The sequence below is a fragment of the Streptomyces sp. BR123 genome, assembly GCF_013401435.1.
Taxonomy (GTDB): domain Bacteria; phylum Actinomycetota; class Actinomycetes; order Streptomycetales; family Streptomycetaceae; genus Streptomyces.
Genome location: NZ_JACBGN010000166.1, coordinates 1 through 15,797 on the forward strand (window position 1 = coordinate 1; position 15,797 = coordinate 15,797).

Consider the following 15,797-nt stretch of genomic DNA (forward strand, 5'->3'; position numbering starts at 1 on the left):
CTCCCCATCCGTACGCCCGCCCCGCCGGCCCGGCCCGGCGCGGCCGCGCGCGGCGGCGCCCCGGCGTCGGGCTTCGCCCCGGGCGCGCCCGCGGCGCCCGGCCCGCGGGCCGGGGGCCCGGCCCAGGGCTTCCCCGGTGCCCCGGCGCAGGACTTCGCCGCCCCGCAGGCGGCCGCCCCGGCCGGCCCCGGCTTCGACCGCCCCGGCTTCGACGGCCCCGGCGCGCCGGGCGGCCCCGGTGCCGACGCCACCCATGGCTTCCCGGCCTTCCCCGGCGACGACGGACCCGCCACCGAACCGTTCCCCGCCTTCGACGCACCCGCGGGCCGCGGCGGCCCCGCGGGCCCGACCGGGCCCACGGGCGGCCCAGCCCTGGGCAGCACCCCCCTGGGCGGCCCGCGCGCCGACGAGGCCCCGCGCTGGCCCGGCCCCGGCATGGACGACCCGATGGCCGCGCCGGTGCCCCCGCCGGGCCCCGGCGCTCCCGGAGCCTCCGCCCCGCGCACCCCGCGGCCGGCGCCGGCGCGCCCGGCCGCGCCGAAGCCCGCCCCCAAGCCGACCAAGGTGGCCAAGGCCCGCTCCAAGCTGGTCCTGCTCGGCGGCGGCGTCTTCGCCCTGTTCGGCGTCGCGTACGGCGCCGGGCTGCTCCTGAACCACTCGGACGTCCCCAAGGGCACCACCGTCCTCGGCGTCGACATCAGCGGCAGCCGCGACGAGGCAGTCGGCAAGCTCCAGACGGCGTTCGGCAACCGAGCCGCCACCCCGATCCAGCTGACGGTCGGCGGCAACAGGGCCGAGCTCAGGCCGGAGAAGGCCGGCCTGTCCCTCGACGCGCCGACCACCGTCCGCAACGCCGCCGGCAGCGACTACAACCCCATCACGGTCATCGGCTCGCTCCTCGGCAACCAGCGCGTCGCCGACCCCGTGCTGCCCGTCGACGAGGAGAAGCTCCAGGTCGCGCTCCAGGAGCTGGCCGGCACCGCCGGCACCGTCACCGAGGGCACCATCAAGTTCGACACGGGCAAGGCCGTCGCCGTCCCCGGCAAGGCCGGCACCACCCTCGACGCGGGCGCCTCCGCCGACCTGATCACGAAGGCCTTCCGCGAGATGGTCGCCACCGGCAAGACGGCCCCCGTCGACCTCCCGGTCACCAACAAGGAGCCGGCCGTCGGCCAAGCCGAACTGGACCGGGCCATGAAGGAGTTCGCCGAGCCCGCCATGTCCGGCATCGCCACCGTCAAGGTCGGCCCCAAGTCCCTCGCCTTCGGCCCCAAGTCGCTGCCCAAGATCCTCAGCATGCAGGTCGTCGAGGGGCGCCTGGTCGAGAAGTACGACCTCGAAGCGCTCAAGACGACGTACGGCAACACCTTCGACGGCATCCTGATCACCCGCGGAACCGGCGACAAGACCCCGGTCACCCCGCAGGACGTGGCCGGCGCCCTCGGCAAGGCCCTGCGCGGCAAGACCGCCGCCGAGCGCACCGCGACGATCGACACCAACCCCAGCTGACCGGGCCCGCCGCCGGGCACCGCACCGCCCCCGCCCGGGCCGCCGGACGGGGGGCCGTGCGCGTCCCGGGTCCCGTCGCCCGGCGCCGGCGGGCGGCCCGGCCCCCTCAGTTGAGCAGGGCGCGGGCCGAGAAGGCCTCCGACCGGATCCGCGCCGCGGCCTCGGCGTCCACCGCCGCGACCACCTCCGCGTACGCCTCCAGCTCCGCCGCGCCCGCACGGAACTCCCCGCGCTCCACGAGCAGCCGGGCCCGCTCGTAGCGCAGCGACGCAGGGTGCGAGGGCAGCAGCAGCGACAGGTCCAGCGACCACAGCGCGACCGCCGACTGCTCGGGCCGCGCCGCCGCCCACGCCCGGATGTTGTTCAGGATCCGCAGGACGATCTCCAGCGTCCCGGCCGGGGTGCGCGGCCCGGACGCGAGCTCCGCCGGACCCGTGCCCGGCGACGCGCCACCGGCGAAGGGGTCCACGACGACGCCCTCCTCCGGATCGCCGAATCCCACCACGAAGTGCCCGGGCAGCCCGAGCCCGTACACGGGAGCGCCCGCCCGCCGCGCGACCTCCATCCACACCACGGACAGCAGGATCGGCAGGCCCCGGCGCCGCCGCAGCACCTCGTGCAGCAGCGAGGACGACAGCCGCCCGTAGTCCGCCGGCGTGCCGTGGAAGCCCAGCCGCCCGCCCAGCAGCTCCGTCACGGCCGAGGCCCAGGCCCGCGCGCCGTGCAGCCCGTACGGCAGCATGCCCGCGAGCCGGTCCAGCTCGATCTGCGCCCAGTCCATGGCCCGTTCGTCGAGCTCCGGGTCCGCCTCGGCCGCCAGCAGCAGGCACAGCACCGCCAGGTCGGGCCGCTCCGAGCGGGCCTCCTCGGCGAACAGCTCCCGGTTCGCCGCGGTCATCGGGCGGACCGGTAGTGGTGGTAGGTGTGGTGCGGCGCGAAGCCCATGCCCTCGTACAGGGCCCGGGCCGCCGCGTTGTCCGTCTCCACCTGCAGCCAGGCCGCCGAGGCGCCCTCCTCCAGCGCCCGCGCGGCCAGCGCCGCCATCACGGCCGTCGCCAGGCCCTCGCGCCGGTGCGCCGGGTCGACCTCGACGGCCGCGAAACCGGCCCACCGGCCGTCGGCCACGAGCCGGCCGATCGCCCGCCCGGGCACCGCCGCGAACCAGACCGACGGCCCGGCGGCCAGCACCCGGCGGGCCACCGCGGCGTCGGCCACCCGCCCGTACCGGCCGAGCCACTCCTCGTCGGGGGTGCGGGACAGCACGACCTGCGAGGTGTCCGCGGCCGTGTCCGCGAGCGGCGCCAGGGCCCCGATGCGGACCTCGGCGGACACCTCGCGGACCCAGCCGCGCCGCTCCAGTCCGGCGCAGAGCACCTCCTGGGTGCCGGCCGCCCCCGTGGCGGCCTGCACGTACGCCGGAAGTTCGCGTTCCGCGTACCAGGACGTCACCCGCGCGAGTGCTTCGTCCAGCGGTATCCCCGGGTCGCCGAGCGGCAGCACCGAATTGGCCCGCCGGGTGAACCCCGCGGCCGCGCGCAGCGTCCAGCCGCCCAGCGGCTCGCTCTCCAGCGGCTGCCAGGCCCGCGCCCCGACCCGCGCCAGCTCCTCGAACGAGGCCGCGGGGCCCCGCCGCCGAGCCGGCGCGGCGGGCACCACCTTGCCCGCCACCAGCGACGATTCCGCGATGCGGACCGACTCGCCGCTCTTCCGTGTGATCGTCAGCACACCCTGGTCCCATGATGTGAGAACGCCTACCGTATCGGTGAACGCGAGCGCCGTCTTCGAGCCGCTTTCCACCCGGCGTACGGAGACGCGTTTACCCACGTCAGCCGGGGTAATACGGATCTCCAGCAGCCCGCCTGCCGCGATTTCCACAGCTCTGTCCGCCCCTCCTGTTCGGATCGTGCCCGGGAACGGAGATACTAGGCGTGGGCATCGACGACGCCGCGCTCCCGCGCGATATGGACAGCCCTACCGAGGAGGAACGAGAGCGTGACCTACGTCATCGCGGAGCCTTGTGTCGACGTCAAGGACAAGGCATGCATCGAAGAGTGCCCCGTCGACTGCATCTACGAGGGCCAGCGGTCCTTGTACATCCACCCGGACGAGTGCGTCGACTGTGGTGCCTGTGAGCCGGTCTGCCCGGTGGAGGCCATCTTCTACGAGGACGACACTCCGGAAGAGTGGAAGGAGTACTACAAGGCGAACGTCGAGTTCTTCGACGAGCTCGGTTCGCCCGGTGGTGCCTCGAAGCTGGGCCTGATCGAGCGGGATCACCCCTTCATCGCCGCGCTGCCGCCCATGGGCGAAGGCCACTGACGGCCGCAGCTCACGGCAGAACGCCAGTCTCGGTCCCGTACGGCCCCGCGCCGGGCGGGACCGAGCCGTTCGTCCCCGTCCCGGCACGCAGTCCCGGCAGCCAGGCCGGCACGCACGAGAGAGCAGAGAGCACCGTGGCCGCAGTATCCGCACGTCTTCCCGTCTTTCCCTGGGACAAGCTGGAGCCGTACAAGGCGACGGCCACGGCGCACCCGGACGGCATCGTCGACCTGTCCGTCGGCACGCCCGTGGACCCGGTGCCGCAGCTGATCCGGAGCGCCCTGGTCGCGGCCGCCGACTCCCCGGGCTATCCCACCGTGTGGGGCACGCCCGCGCTGCGCGACGCGATCACCGGCTGGCTGCGCGGCCGGCTCGGCGCGAGCGCGGCCGGACACCGCAACGTCCTGCCGGTCGTCGGCTCCAAGGAGCTGGTGGCCTGGCTGCCGACCCAGCTGGGCCTGGGCGCCGGGGACAAGGTCGCCTACCCGCGGCTCGCCTACCCGACCTACGAGGTCGGGGCGCGGCTGTGCGGGGCCGAGGCCGTCGTCTACGACGACCCGACCGAACTCGACCCGGCCGGGATCAAGCTGCTGTGGCTGAACTCCCCTTCCAACCCCACCGGGAAGGTCATCCCGAAGGACGAGCTGGTCCGGATCGTCGCCTGGGCGCGCCGGCACGGGATCCTGGTCTTCAGCGACGAGTGCTACCTGGAGCTGGGCTGGGAGGCCGAGCCCGTCTCGGTCCTCCACGACGACGTGTGCGGCGGCTCGTACGAGGGCCTCGTCGCCGTCCACTCGCTGTCCAAGCGGTCCAACCTGGCCGGCTACCGGGCCGCGTTCATCGCGGGCGACGCGGGCGTCCTCGCCGAGCTGCTGGAGATCCGCAAGCACGGGGGCATGATGACCCCCGCCCCGGTACAGGCGGCCACGGTGGCGGCGCTCGGCGACGACGCGCACGTCGAGGAACAGCGCGCCCGCTACGCGGCACGGCGCGAGGCGCTGCGCGCGGCGCTCGTGGCGCACGGCTTCCGGGTCGACCACAGCGAGGCCAGCCTCTACCTGTGGGTGACCCGCGACGAGCCCTGCTGGGACACCGTCGCCCACCTCGCCGAGCTCGGCATCCTGGTCGCGCCCGGCGATTTCTACGGCGAGGCGGGCGCCCGGCACGTGCGCGTCGCGTTCACGGCCACGGACGAGCGCGTCGAGGCGGCCGTCAAGCGGCTCGCCTGACGCGGCGCGCGGGTCCGGTGGCCCGGAGACGGACCGGGGGGCCGGGAGCGTGCACTCCCGGCCCCCCGGTCCTGTCGCGGGCGGTGGTCAGCCGCCCAGCGGCAGCCCGTCCAGCGGCAGGGCGCCCACCGCGTCGGCCGGCACCGCGCCGGTGAGCTGCCCGGCCGGCACCGTGTCCGTGAGCTGGCCGGCCGGCACCGCGCCGGTGAGCCGGTCGGCCGGTACCGCGTCCGTGAGGCGGCCGGCCGGTACCGCGTCCGTCGGCAGACCCTGGGCAGTCGGGAGCCCGCCGAGCAGGCCGCCTGCGGTGCCCGCCACGTCGGCGGGAGCTGCGGGCAGGGCCTTGGCGGCGGCGGTGGCGTCCGCGGTCTCCGGGACGGTGAGCGCGCCCAGCTGCGGCACGGCCGAGTCCAGGCCCGCGGCGCTGGCCGCGCCGGCCGCACCGACCACGGGAGCGGCCCCGGCTGCGAGCAGCAGCGCGGAACGGGCGATCCGGCGGGTCAGGGGGAGGGACATGTTGCTCCTAAGCGGTAGCGGCTGAGTACACCCCTACAACCGCACCCGGGGCGGGACGGGTTGCGGACCCGTTTGGTAAAGGATCGGCAACGCATCGTTTAATCGGCTTCCGGGACAAGCGCATTGGATGTGCGCCGACCAGGGCTTCCGTGCCCACCGGGGCCCCGGACGGGCCGCCCGTTTCACCCCCGTGCGGGTGACGCCCCGTACGCACGGACGAGGCCCGGCAGGGGCGCCGGGGAACTGCGCGATCAGCCACCCCCCGGGCCGCAGACGATCACCGGCCCACCGCGGCACCTCCGCACTCCGCGCGGAGCGCTACCGCTTCACGAAGATCCGGATCTCGCCCGGCGTCGCGTTGTGCGGGTCGGTGTCGCCCGACTTCCCGGAGCCGCCCGTGTCCTGCCACCGGCCCTTCTTCTGCCCGGCGATCCAGCCGCGCCGGTCGTAGGAGACCCGCACGATGTTCATCCCGCGGGCGTTGGCCACCGCCCAGCCCGCCATCGCCCGGCTGCCGCGCAGCGCCGGCTCGCCGCCGTCCTGCTTCTCCACGACGGAGATCTCGCGCTCCTCGATCCCTCCCGGCCCCCCCGCGGTCCGGGCGGGCTCCGCCGGGCTGCTGTGCAGGCCGGTCTTGGCGAAGATCCGGCTCAGCTCCGCCCGGACCTTCTCAGGGTCCCCCGGATCGGTCGGCGCCGGCCCGCCGCAGGTCACCTCTCCGGCGCCGGCGAAGGCGGCCGTCAGCACGGTCGCGTCCGGCTCGTGCTTCGCGTACGCCTGCGGGTATCCGCTCAGCTGCACCTTCTGCGCGGCCTCCGTCAGCGGCAGCCGCGAGTACCCCTTCACCTTGACCAGCCGGTCGTAGAAGATCCCCGCCGAGTAGACCGGGTCCCTGATCTGCTCGGGCGTGCCCCAGCCCTGAGAGGGCCGCTGCTGGAACAGCCCCAGGGAGTCACGGTCGCCGTGGTTGAGGTTGCGCAGGGCCGACTCCTGCATGGCGGTCGCCAGGGCGATGGTCACGGCCCGGTCCGGCAGCCCCTTGGCGACGCCGACCGCGGCTATCGTGGCCGCGTTCGCCGCCTGTTCCGGGGTCATGTCGTACGTACGGCGGGATTCCCCGCCGGGAGCGTCCTCGGCCAGATCCGAGGCCGTGCAGTGCGGCGCTCCGCCGCCCCCCATCGAATCGAACCGCACGACGAGGTAGCCGACGAGGGCGAGCAGGACGCACAGGCCGGCGGCCGTGCGGAGCCGACGGCGGCGGCGGGGGCGGGGAAGATCGCTCTGGGACACGCGGCCCACCGTACTTGAGCCACGAGCCGCGTCCAGTGAGCGGACATGAGACGTTCGCCGCAGCCGCGCGCGTTAGGGTCGGGACATGTCCGAATCCGAGCTGGACCTCACCCTGGACGCAGCCGAGCTGACCGCCCGGCTCGTCGACATCCCGTCCGTGAGCGGCGACGAGAAGGCCCTCGCCGACCTGGTGGAGCACGCCCTGCGCGGCGTCCCGCACCTCACGGTCGACCGGTACGGCAACAACGTCGTGGCGCGCACGCACCTCGGCCGGGCCGAACGCGTCGTCCTCGCCGGCCACCTCGACACCGTGCCGATCGCCGGCAACGTCCCGTCCCGCCTCGACGAGAACGGCGTCCTGTGGGGCTGCGGCACGACCGACATGAAGTCCGGCGTCGCCGTGCAGCTGCGCATCGCGGCCACCGTGCCCGCGCCCAACCGCGACCTCACCTTCGTCTTCTACGACCAGGAGGAGGTCGCCGCCGACCTCAACGGCCTGGGCAAGGTCGCCGAGGCCCACCCCGACTGGCTCGCCGGCGATTTCGCCGTCCTGCTGGAGCCGTCGAACGCCGAGGTCGAGGGCGGCTGCCAGGGCACCCTGCGGGTGCTGCTGCGCACCGCCGGCGAGCGCGCCCACTCCGCCCGCAGCTGGATGGGCTCCAACGCCATCCACGCGGCCGCACCGGTCCTGGCCCGGCTCGCCGCGTACGAGCCCCGCAGGCCCGTCATCGACGGCCTGCAGTACCACGAGGGCCTCAACGCGGTCCGCATCGAGGGCGGCGTCGCCAACAACGTCATCCCCGACGCCTGCACGGTGACGGTCAACTTCCGCTACGCCCCCGACCGCAGCGAGGCCGAAGCCCTCGCCCACGTCAAAGAGGTCTTCGCGGACTGCGGCATCGCCGACTTCGTCGTCGACGACTCCTCCGGCGGCGCACTGCCCGGCCTGTCCCACCCGGCGGCGGTCGCCTTCATGGAGGCGGTCGGCGGGCGTGCGATGCCCAAGTTCGGCTGGACGGACGTCTCCCGCTTCAGCGCGCTCGGCGTCCCGGCGGTCAACTACGGCCCGGGCGACGCCCTGCTGGCGCACAAGGTCGACGAGCGCGTGGAGACCAAGGCGATCCTGCACTGCGAGGAACGACTCCGCGCCTGGCTGACCTCCTGAATTCCGCTTCCCTTCACCTTCGTGCGCCTAGGCTGGGCCAACGATCAGCAGGAGGGAGCACATCATGGGCAACCACCGCAATTCCGACGGGACCGCCCGCCGGCGTCCCGAGGAGCAGCAACTCGGCCCGGTACTGCGCCGGCGGGGCCAGGTGCAGGCCGGCAGCACGACGGACCAGCGGCTGCTGGACTCGGCCGGCCCCACCGAGTGGGTGCACACCGATCCCTGGCGGGTCCTGCGCATCCAGTCGGAGTTCATCGAGGGCTTCGGCACGCTGGCGGAGCTGCCGCCCGCGATCAGCGTGTTCGGCTCGGCGCGCACGCCGGCCGGCTCGCCGGAGTACGAGGCCGCGGTCCGGATCGGCAGCGCCCTCGTCGAGGCCGGCTTCGCGGTGATCACCGGCGGCGGCCCGGGAGCGATGGAGGCGGCGAACAAGGGCGCGCGGGAGGCCAACGGCATCTCGGTGGGCCTGGGCATCGAGCTGCCCTTCGAGCAGGGGCTCAACGCGCACGTCGATCTCGGGCTGAACTTCCGGTACTTCTTCGTGCGCAAGACGATGTTCGTGAAGTACAGCCAGGGCTTCGTGGTCCTGCCGGGCGGACTCGGCACGCTGGACGAGCTGTTCGAGGCCCTGACCCTGGTTCAGACCCAGAAGATCACCCGGTTCCCGATCGTGCTGTTCGGCACGGAGTACTGGAGCGGCCTGGCCGACTGGCTGCGCAACACGGTGGTCGCGCAGGGCAAGGCCTCCGAGCGGGACCTCTACCTCTTCCACGTCACGGACGACGTGGAAGAAGCGATCAGCCTCGTGACGAAGGAAGTCGGCAAGTAGCCGGCCGGACCCGCAGCTGCCCCGGCCGCGTTCCGCGCGGCCGGTGGTCTGCGGCCCGGTGGTCTGCGGCCCGGTGGCCCGCCCACCCGGCCGGGCGCCGGGGCCGGGGTCGGCTCAGGCCAGTCCCCGGCGGGCCACCGCCGGCTCCCGCAGGCCCTGGATCGAGCGGACCATCTCCAGGACCTGCCGGGTCTCGGCGACCTCGTGGACGCGGTAGACCTGCGCGCCCAGCCACGCCGAGACCGCCGTCGTGGCCAGCGTGCCGAGCAGGCGCTCCTTGACCGGCCGGTCGAGGGTCTCGCCGACGAAGTCCTTGTTCGACAGCGAGACCAGCACCGGCCAGCCCGTCTGCGTCATCTCCGCCAGCCGCCGGGTGGCCTCCAGCGAGTGCCGGGTGTTCTTCCCGAAGTCGTGCCCCGGGTCGATCATGATCGCGTCCCGGCGGACGCCGAGGGCCGCGGCCCGCTCGGCCAGGCCCACCGTGACCCGCAGGATGTCCGCCATCACGTCCTCGTACCCGGTCCGGTGCGGCCGGGTCCGCGGCTCGACGCCGCCGGCGTGCGTGCAGACCAGGCCCGCGCCGTACCGGGCGGCGACCTCCGCGAGCTTCGGATCGACCCCGCCCCAGGCGTCGTTGAGCAGGTCCGCGCCCGCCTCGCAGACGGCCTCGCCGACCTCGTGCCGCCAGGTGTCCACGCTGATCACCACGTCCGGGTGGCGGCGCCGGACCTCGGCCACGAAGCCCACCGTGCGCCGGGCCTCCTCGGCCGCGTCCACGTGCTCGCCCGGACCGGCCTTGACCCCGCCGATGTCGATGATCGCCGCGCCCTCGGCCACCGCCTGCTCCACCCGCTCCAGGGCGGGCTCGTCGCGGAACGTCGCGCCCTGGTCGTAGAAGGAGTCCGGCGTGCGGTTCACGATCGCCATGATCACCGGCTCGTGGGTGTCGAACTCGCGCCTGCCCAGTCGCAGCATCCCGTTCTTTCCTCCTCAGGCGGCCCGTGCGCCGCGCCTGTGACCTTAACCTGGTGATCGGAGTGGTCCCCAGCTACCGCTGGGAGGTGCCCCCAGAGTCTCTCAGGGAGTCGATCGTGTTCTGGTTCTTGCTGATCGCGCTGGTCGTGGTCGTCGCCGCGGTCACCCTGGCGGTGGTCGGCGGCGGCTCGGAGCCCGTACTGCCCGAGGCGGAGCCGGACCGCGTCGCCGACGCGCTGCCCGAGAGCCGCCCGGTGGTGCCCGCCGACATCGACGCGCTGCGGCTGCCCGTGGCCCCCCGCGGCTACCGCATGGCCGAGGTGGACGACGTGCTGGAGCGGCTCGCGGCCGAGCTCGCCGAGCGCGATGCGCGGATCGCCGAACTGACCGCGGCGGCCGCACACCGCGGCGCCCCGGCCGCCGCGGGCGCCGCTGCCGACGCCCGGACCGCCGCCGGTGGCCAGGCCGCTGCCGGTGCGACCGGCCCGGCCGCCGCCCCCGCCGATGCACGTGCCGATGTCGATGACGAGGCGGCGCAGCCGAAGGACGTCGACCTGTCCAAGGACGCCCGGTGACCGCCCTCGCCGGGCCCGACGGGGGCCTGCGCTGCCCGTGGGCGCTGTCCACCGAGGACTACATCGCCTACCACGACACCGAGTGGGGCCGCCCGGTGCACGGGGACGACGCCCTGTACGAGCGGCTGTGCCTGGAGGCCTTCCAGTCGGGGCTGTCCTGGCTGACCATCCTGCGGCGGCGCGAGGGCTTCCGGAAGGCGTTCGCCGACTTCGAGATCGCGGCCGTCGCCCGGTACGACGAGCAGGACGCCGCCCGCCTGCTCACCGACGAGCGGATCATCCGCAACCGGGCCAAGATCGAGGCGACCCTCGCCAACGCGAAGGTCCTCGCACAGTGGGAGCCCGGGGAACTCGACGAGCTGATCTGGTCCCACGCCCCGGAGCCGGGCCGCGCGGCGCCCCGGGACATCGCCGAGGTCCCGGCCGTGACGCCCGAGTCCACCGCCCTGGCCAAGGCGCTGAAGAAGGCGGGCATCCGCTTCGTCGGGCCCACCACCGCCTACGCCCTGATGCAGGCCTGCGGCCTGGTCAACGACCACCTGGCCGCCTGCGCGGCCCGTTCCCCCGCCGTCTGAGGAGGACGGGGCCGCCCGTTCGCCCGCCCGGCAGCGCGGCCGGGCGGGCCGCACCCGTACGCGCCGTCAGCGCCCCGTGTACTTCGGCTTCTCCTTGGCCAGGAAGGCCGCGACCGCGATCGCGTGGTCCTCGGAGGCGCCCGACCGCGTCTGCAGCTCGTCCTCCTTCTGCAGCGCCTCGGCGAGCGACCGCCCCGCCCCGAACGCCAGCGCCTCCTTCAGCCCGGCGTAGGCGACGGTCGGGCCGTCCGCCAGCCGCCGCGCGACCTCGGCCGCGCTGTCCGCGAGCTCCGCCGCCGGCACGACCCGGTTCACGAGGCCGAGCTCCGCCGCCTCCTGCGCGGTGATCGACCGCGGGAACAGCAGCAGGTCCGCCGCCCGGCTCGGGCCGATCAGCCGCGGCAGCGTCCACGAGAGCCCGGAGTCCGCGGACAGCCCGACCCCGGCGAAGGCGGTGGTGAAGCTCGCGCTGTCGGCCACCACCCGGTAGTCCGCGGCCAGCGCGAAGCCGAAGCCCGCTCCGGCGGCGACGCCGTTGACCCCGGCGACCACCGGCTTCGGCATCTGCGTGATCGCCCGCACGATGGGGTTGTAGTGCTCGCTCACGGTGCTCAGCGCGTTGCCCGAGCCGGACTGCCGGGCCGCCTCCAGGTTCCCCACGTGCTCCTTCAGGTCCTGGCCCACGCAGAAGGCCCGCCCGGTGGCGGTCAGCAGGACCGCCCGCACGCCCGGGTCGGCGCCCGCCGCCTGCAGGGTGTCCCGCAGGGCGACTTTCAGCTCCGTGTTCAGCGAGTTCATCGCGTCCGGGCGGTTCAGCGTGATCGTCGCGAGCCCGTCGGTCACGTCGTACAGCACGGTGTCGGCCATGGCAGGTGGTGTCCCCTCCGTCGCGGGCCCGGCCAGCGGATCGATACTGGCCGGTACAGGGCCAGCATGGCGGAGATCGCCGAACCAGGGCATGTGATGTGCGTCAAAGAATCGCGTGGCGTCCGCCGGAGCCGGGTGCAGGACCGGCGGCGAAGTATCGCAGCTGGATCCCCGAAATGAGTGGTTTTGGCAGAGCGCGTTGCGCAAGCGTTCCCGGCTGATGTTGGTCATCGGGTCCTGACATGCGGGATAATGGCCGGGAAGCAATGTGTTCGATGCCGGCTTCCAGGCGCCTGAATGGGGCCGTCGGCTGACGATGAGCTGGTTTCAGGAAGGGGAACGAGCATGGCGGCCATGAAGCCGCGAACGGGCGACGGCCCGCTCGAGGTCACCAAGGAGGGGCGGGGCATCGTCATGCGCGTACCGCTCGAGGGCGGCGGTCGGCTGGTCGTCGAGCTGACGCCGGACGAGGCGGACGCCCTGGGTGACGCCCTGAAGAAGGTCGTCGGCTGACCCGTCGGCACCACCTGCACCACCTGCACACTCTGCATACTCTGCGCTGCCCCGGCCGCCGCGATCCGCGGCCGGGGCAGCGCTGTGCCGGGCGGCCTGTGCGAGCGGCCCTGCCGCCCGTCTCCGCCGTTCCCGCCCTCTCAGCTCTTCGACGCTCTGCCGTCGCTCCCGCGTCCTCGTCCTTTCCTTCCGTCCGCGCTCCCGCCGTCCGCAGCGCCGCGCGGGGGCTGCCGCCTGCCGAGAGCCGTGCCGTGACCTTCACCGCCCCCGTCCCGCCCGCCTTCGCCGACTGCACTCCCCGCCAGAAGACGGCCCGGGTCCTCACCGACGTCCTGGCCCCGGCCAACCTCGTCGTCGCCCTGCTGCTGGCCGTCGGCCGGCACAGCACCGGCTCCTGGTCCGGGCTCGGCTGGGGGCTGCTCGCCGCCCTGTTCTGCGGGGTGGTGCCGATCGGGATCATCCGGCTCGGGGTGAAGCGGGGCACCCTGACCGACCAGCACATCCGGGTGCGCCGCCAGCGGGTCCTGCCGATGGTGCTGAGCCTGGTCTCCGTCGCCGCCGCGATGGCCCTCGGCCATGCCCTCGGGGCGCCGCGCGAGGTGTTCGCGCTCGTCGTCGCCATGCTCGTCGGGCTGGTCTCCTCCCTGCTGGTCACCCTCGGCTGGCAGATGTCCCTCCACATGTCGGTGGCCGGTGGCACCGTCATGATCCTGATACTGGCCTTCGGAGCCCCGCTGATCGCCGCGGCACCCGCCGCCGTGGCCGTGGGCTGGTCCAGGCTGGTCCTCAAGGCGCACACGCCCGCCCAGGTCCTGGCCGGCACCGTGCTCGGCGCCGCGACCGCCCTCACCTTCGCGCTGCTGCGCTGACGCCGACCCCGTCTTCCGGGCGGCGGGTCAGCGACGGACCACGCAGAGCAGGCCGTCGCCCACCGGCAGCAGGGCACCTTCCAGCGCGGGGCTCTCCCGGACGCTGCGCAGCAGTTCCCGGACGCGGAGCACCTCGGTCTCCTGGGCGGAGGAGTCGACCGTGCGCCCGTCGCAGAAGACCCCCTCGAAGCACACCAGCCCGCCGGGGCGGAGCAGGCGCAACGATTCGGCGAGGTAGTCGAGGGACTCGGCGGGGTCACCGTCGCAGAACACGAGGTCGTACCCGCCGTCGGCGAGCCGGGGCAGGACGTCCAGGGCGCGGCCGGGGATGAAGCGCGCGCGGTTGCCCGCGAAGCCGGCGGCGCGGAAGGCCTGGCGGGCGAAGGCCTGCCGGTCCGGCTCGGGGTCGACGGTGGTCAGCACCCCGTCCGGGCGCATGCCGTGCAGGAGGTGGATGCCGGAGACGCCGGTCCCGGTGCCGATCTCGGCGACCGCCTTGGCGTCCGCGCTGGCGGCGAGCAGGCGCAGCGTGGCCCCGGTGCCGGGGGAGACGGAGCGCAGGCCAGCTTCCCTGGCCCGGTCGCGGGCCCACCGCAGAGCGTCGTCCTCGGCGACAAACGCGTCGGCGAACGCCCAGCTCGTCTGCCGGTTGCCGGTAATGACCCTCTCCTGTCCCCATAGTTGGCGCAACGGTGACTGTATCCGCTGACGTCGGGAACCCGCAGATGGGACCGTGCGTTGGACCTGTCGGCGGCGAGGTGCCGACGAGCGAGGCAAAAAGGGCGTACAGGCGGGACGGGGACAGGACGGATGGGGAGGCACCGGTCGGATCGGTGACCCGGCCCCTCCGGGCCACGAGCAAAGAAAAGGCAAAAAAGCTTATCCGGAGCTGACGGGAGGGGTGGCTATGGTAGGGGCTCCACTGGACACCACCAGAGCCGATAGGGGAGGTGCGGCTGCGCCCGTGGATCGTCGAGGCGTACTGAGGCGTCTCTTCTGGTCGGCGGGTGAGCCGAAATCCGTGACCGACATTGCTGACCGCATCCACACCGCCGACACCGCAACCACCGCGACCTTCGCCGCCGATGCGGGCTCGCAGGCGTGGACCCCTCCCACGTGGGAGGACATCGTCAGCACGCACAGCGCGCGGGTCTACCGCCTCGCCTACCGCCTGACGGGCAATCAGCACGACGCCGAGGACCTGACGCAGGAGGTCTTCGTCCGCGTCTTCCGCTCGCTGTCCACGTACACGCCCGGCACGTTCGAGGGCTGGCTGCACCGGATCACCACGAACCTCTTCCTCGACATGGTCCGCCGCAAGCAGCGGATCCGCTTCGACGCGCTCGCCGAGGACGCGGCCGAGCGGTTGCCGAGCCGAGAGCCCTCCCCGCAGCAGGTGCTCCACGACACGCACTTCGACGCCGATGTGCAGCAGGCGCTGGACACGCTGGCGCCCGAGTTCCGCGCGGCCGTGGTGCTCTGCGACATCGAGGGCCTGTCGTACGAGGAGATCGCCGCCACGCTCGGCGTGAAGCTCGGCACCGTGCGCAGCCGTATCCACCGGGGCCGTTCCCACCTGCGCAAGGCGCTCCGGCACCGCTCTCCCGAGGCGCGCGCGGAGCAGCGCGCACTGGCGGGGGCCGCGGTGGGTGTCCCGGGTGCCGGGAGAGAGGGCGGAACCGAGTGAGCGGAGTCAGTCCGTCCCCTGCCGAGCAGCACCTGGGCGACCGTCTCGCCGCCCTGGTCGACGGGGAGCTGAACCACGACGCGCGCGAGCGGGTCCTGGCGCACCTGGCCACCTGTGCCAAGTGCAAGGCCGAGGCCGATGCCCAGCGCCGCCTGAAGACCCTGTTCGTCGAGAGTGCGCCGCCGCCGCTGTCCGCCGGCCTGCTGGCGCGGCTTCAGGGGCTGCCCGGCGAAGGCCCTGACAGCCCGCCCGGCCCGCCCGGCGCCGACACCTTCGGGTACACGCCCCCGGCGCCGGTGCAGCAGGGCTTCCGGATCCACGAGGTGGGGCGTCCGCGGCGCCGCCTCGCGTTCGTGGCGGCCGGGGCGGTGTCCCTGGCGGCGATCGCCCTGGGCGGGACGCTGCCGCTGGACCTGGTCGAGCCGAATGCGCGGGGCGAGGCCCCGGCGTCCAGGCCCGGCGCCGCCGTGCCGGCAGCCCCGGCCTCCGGGACCGGTCCCGGCCAGGGCCTCGGCTCGGGACCCGCCGTGTCCGTGGCCGATGCGGTGGTCCGCGACCGGGAGCCACGGCCCGCGATCACCACCGGTCCGCGCCCCACGGGTCCGCTGCCGCCGATCCACCCCTCGGCGTCCGCCACCCCGCGCCCGGTCTCGCTGCTCCGCTGAGCCCCCGCGCGGGCGGGGTGGGCGGTAGCCGCCCCGGGCCGGGCACCCACCTGGTTGAATCTGCGGGCAGGCGCGCCGCCGGGCGGGGCCGCAGGAACCCGGGGAGCACCTATGAACGAGCAGCAGCAGTCCGCCCCGCCCCAGCCCTGCACCGCCTCCGCCGGGACTGCCCCGGACGCCGCTGCTGCTCCCGCCCCCGCGGCCGAGGCCC

At 74.3% G+C, this 15,797-nt stretch carries 18 protein-coding genes; 11 read left to right on the top strand and 7 right to left on the bottom strand.

Annotated features, from left to right (window positions below):
* A partial coding sequence (locus HYE82_RS23235; protein ID WP_179176079.1) for a hypothetical protein occupies nt 1-1,509 on the top strand: 1,509 nt, incomplete at its 5' end.
* A 106-nt stretch (nt 1,510-1,615) separates the two neighbouring features.
* Here HYE82_RS23235 and HYE82_RS23240 read toward each other — a convergent pair.
* Together HYE82_RS23240 and HYE82_RS23245 are read right to left on the bottom strand one after the other, a co-directional pair.
* The gene (locus HYE82_RS23240) at nt 1,616-2,407 is read right to left on the bottom strand and encodes a transglutaminase-like domain-containing protein (RefSeq protein ID WP_179176080.1); all 792 of its coding nucleotides are present in this window, start codon (nt 2,405-2,407) and stop codon (nt 1,616-1,618) included.
* A complete protein-coding gene (locus HYE82_RS23245; protein WP_179176081.1) occupies nt 2,404-3,384 on the bottom strand; it encodes a GNAT family N-acetyltransferase in 981 nt (326 codons plus the stop codon). Before HYE82_RS23245 ends, HYE82_RS23240 begins: the two co-directional genes overlap by 4 nt.
* Before the next feature lie 117 nt (nt 3,385-3,501).
* Here HYE82_RS23245 and fdxA point away from each other — a divergent pair, with 117 nt between their 5' ends.
* Both fdxA and dapC read left to right on the top strand, forming a co-directional pair.
* The gene (gene fdxA / locus HYE82_RS23250; protein ID WP_114054017.1) at nt 3,502-3,828 is read left to right on the top strand and encodes a ferredoxin; all 327 of its coding nucleotides are present in this window, start codon (nt 3,502-3,504) and stop codon (nt 3,826-3,828) included.
* 134 nt (nt 3,829-3,962) lie between these two features.
* Nucleotides 3,963-5,057, top strand: a complete 1,095-nt coding sequence (dapC, locus tag HYE82_RS23255; protein WP_179176082.1) for a succinyldiaminopimelate transaminase — start codon at nt 3,963-3,965, stop codon at nt 5,055-5,057.
* An 87-nt stretch (nt 5,058-5,144) separates the two neighbouring features.
* Here dapC and HYE82_RS23260 read toward each other — a convergent pair whose 3' ends face one another.
* Complete coding sequence (locus HYE82_RS23260; RefSeq protein ID WP_179176083.1) at nt 5,145-5,573, bottom strand: ATP-binding protein; 429 nt, start codon at nt 5,571-5,573, stop codon at nt 5,145-5,147.
* Between the two features lie 318 nt (nt 5,574-5,891).
* Nucleotides 5,892-6,863 carry a hypothetical protein gene (locus HYE82_RS23265; protein ID WP_179176084.1) on the bottom strand — a complete coding sequence of 324 codons (972 nt, stop codon included), beginning with the start codon at nt 6,861-6,863 and terminating at the stop codon, nt 5,892-5,894.
* A gap of 85 nt (nt 6,864-6,948) precedes the next feature.
* Here HYE82_RS23265 and dapE point away from each other — a divergent pair, with 85 nt between their 5' ends.
* Nucleotides 6,949-8,028 (top strand): succinyl-diaminopimelate desuccinylase, encoded by a 1,080-nt coding sequence (gene dapE / locus HYE82_RS23270; protein WP_179176085.1) that lies wholly within the window; start codon nt 6,949-6,951, stop codon nt 8,026-8,028.
* A 64-nt stretch (nt 8,029-8,092) separates the two neighbouring features.
* Entirely contained in the window at nt 8,093-8,860 is a 768-nt protein-coding gene (locus tag HYE82_RS23275; RefSeq protein WP_179176086.1) for a TIGR00730 family Rossman fold protein, read from the top strand.
* 114 nt (nt 8,861-8,974) lie between these two features.
* Here the strand turns inward: HYE82_RS23275 and folP are convergent, their stop codons facing one another.
* On the bottom strand, nt 8,975-9,835 hold the full coding sequence (folP, locus tag HYE82_RS23280) for a dihydropteroate synthase (RefSeq protein ID WP_179176087.1): 861 nt from the start codon (nt 9,833-9,835) through the stop codon (nt 8,975-8,977).
* 116 nt (nt 9,836-9,951) lie between these two features.
* On the opposite strand from folP, the gene HYE82_RS38370 reads away from it, so the two are divergent.
* Together HYE82_RS38370 and HYE82_RS23290 are read left to right on the top strand one after the other, a co-directional pair.
* A complete protein-coding gene (locus HYE82_RS38370; RefSeq protein WP_309144423.1) occupies nt 9,952-10,410 on the top strand; it encodes a DivIVA domain-containing protein in 459 nt (152 codons plus the stop codon).
* On the top strand, nt 10,407-10,985 hold the full coding sequence (locus HYE82_RS23290) for a DNA-3-methyladenine glycosylase I (protein WP_179176088.1): 579 nt from the start codon (nt 10,407-10,409) through the stop codon (nt 10,983-10,985). Before HYE82_RS38370 ends, HYE82_RS23290 begins: the two co-directional genes overlap by 4 nt.
* 66 nt (nt 10,986-11,051) lie before the next feature.
* Here HYE82_RS23290 and HYE82_RS23295 read toward each other — a convergent pair whose 3' ends face one another.
* Nucleotides 11,052-11,852, bottom strand: coding sequence for an enoyl-CoA hydratase/isomerase family protein (locus HYE82_RS23295; RefSeq protein ID WP_179176089.1), 801 nt, complete (start codon nt 11,850-11,852; stop codon nt 11,052-11,054).
* Between the two features lie 345 nt (nt 11,853-12,197).
* Between HYE82_RS23295 and HYE82_RS23300 the strand changes: the two genes are divergently transcribed.
* Nucleotides 12,198-12,365 (top strand): DUF3117 domain-containing protein, encoded by a 168-nt coding sequence (locus HYE82_RS23300; RefSeq protein WP_003966491.1) that lies wholly within the window; start codon nt 12,198-12,200, stop codon nt 12,363-12,365.
* 251 nt (nt 12,366-12,616) lie between these two features.
* A complete protein-coding gene (locus tag HYE82_RS23305) occupies nt 12,617-13,234 on the top strand; it encodes a phosphatase PAP2 family protein (RefSeq protein ID WP_179176090.1) in 618 nt (205 codons plus the stop codon).
* Nucleotides 13,235-13,261: 27 nt separating this feature from the next.
* Here the strand turns inward: HYE82_RS23305 and HYE82_RS23310 are convergent, their stop codons facing one another.
* Entirely contained in the window at nt 13,262-13,924 is a 663-nt protein-coding gene (locus HYE82_RS23310; RefSeq protein ID WP_179176091.1) for an O-methyltransferase, read from the bottom strand.
* Between the two features lie 217 nt (nt 13,925-14,141).
* Between HYE82_RS23310 and sigE the strand changes: the two genes are divergently transcribed.
* Together sigE and HYE82_RS23320 are read left to right on the top strand one after the other, a co-directional pair.
* On the top strand, nt 14,142-14,921 hold the full coding sequence (sigE, locus tag HYE82_RS23315) for an RNA polymerase sigma factor SigE (protein WP_179176093.1): 780 nt from the start codon (nt 14,142-14,144) through the stop codon (nt 14,919-14,921).
* A complete protein-coding gene (locus HYE82_RS23320; protein WP_179176092.1) occupies nt 14,918-15,586 on the top strand; it encodes a zf-HC2 domain-containing protein in 669 nt (222 codons plus the stop codon). Before sigE ends, HYE82_RS23320 begins: the two co-directional genes overlap by 4 nt.
* Nucleotides 15,587-15,797: the final 211 nt, after the last annotated feature.

What these genes read in the sequence shown, in the direction of transcription:
- HYE82_RS23240 (WP_179176080.1), bottom strand. Translation starts at nt 2,407, where the DNA reads ATGACCGCGGCGAACCGGGAGCTGTTCGCCGAGGAGGCCCGCTCGGAG.
- HYE82_RS23260 (WP_179176083.1), bottom strand. Translation starts at nt 5,573, where the DNA reads ATGTCCCTCCCCCTGACCCGCCGGATCGCCCGTTCCGCGCTGCTGCTC.
- dapE (WP_179176085.1), top strand. Translation starts at nt 6,949, where the DNA reads ATGTCCGAATCCGAGCTGGACCTCACCCTGGACGCAGCCGAGCTGACC.
- HYE82_RS23275 (WP_179176086.1), top strand. Translation starts at nt 8,093, where the DNA reads ATGGGCAACCACCGCAATTCCGACGGGACCGCCCGCCGGCGTCCCGAG.
- folP (WP_179176087.1), bottom strand. Translation starts at nt 9,835, where the DNA reads ATGCTGCGACTGGGCAGGCGCGAGTTCGACACCCACGAGCCGGTGATC.
- HYE82_RS23295 (WP_179176089.1), bottom strand. Translation starts at nt 11,852, where the DNA reads ATGGCCGACACCGTGCTGTACGACGTGACCGACGGGCTCGCGACGATC.
- HYE82_RS23300 (WP_003966491.1), top strand. Translation starts at nt 12,198, where the DNA reads ATGGCGGCCATGAAGCCGCGAACGGGCGACGGCCCGCTCGAGGTCACC.
- sigE (WP_179176093.1), top strand. Translation starts at nt 14,142, where the DNA reads ATGGTAGGGGCTCCACTGGACACCACCAGAGCCGATAGGGGAGGTGCG.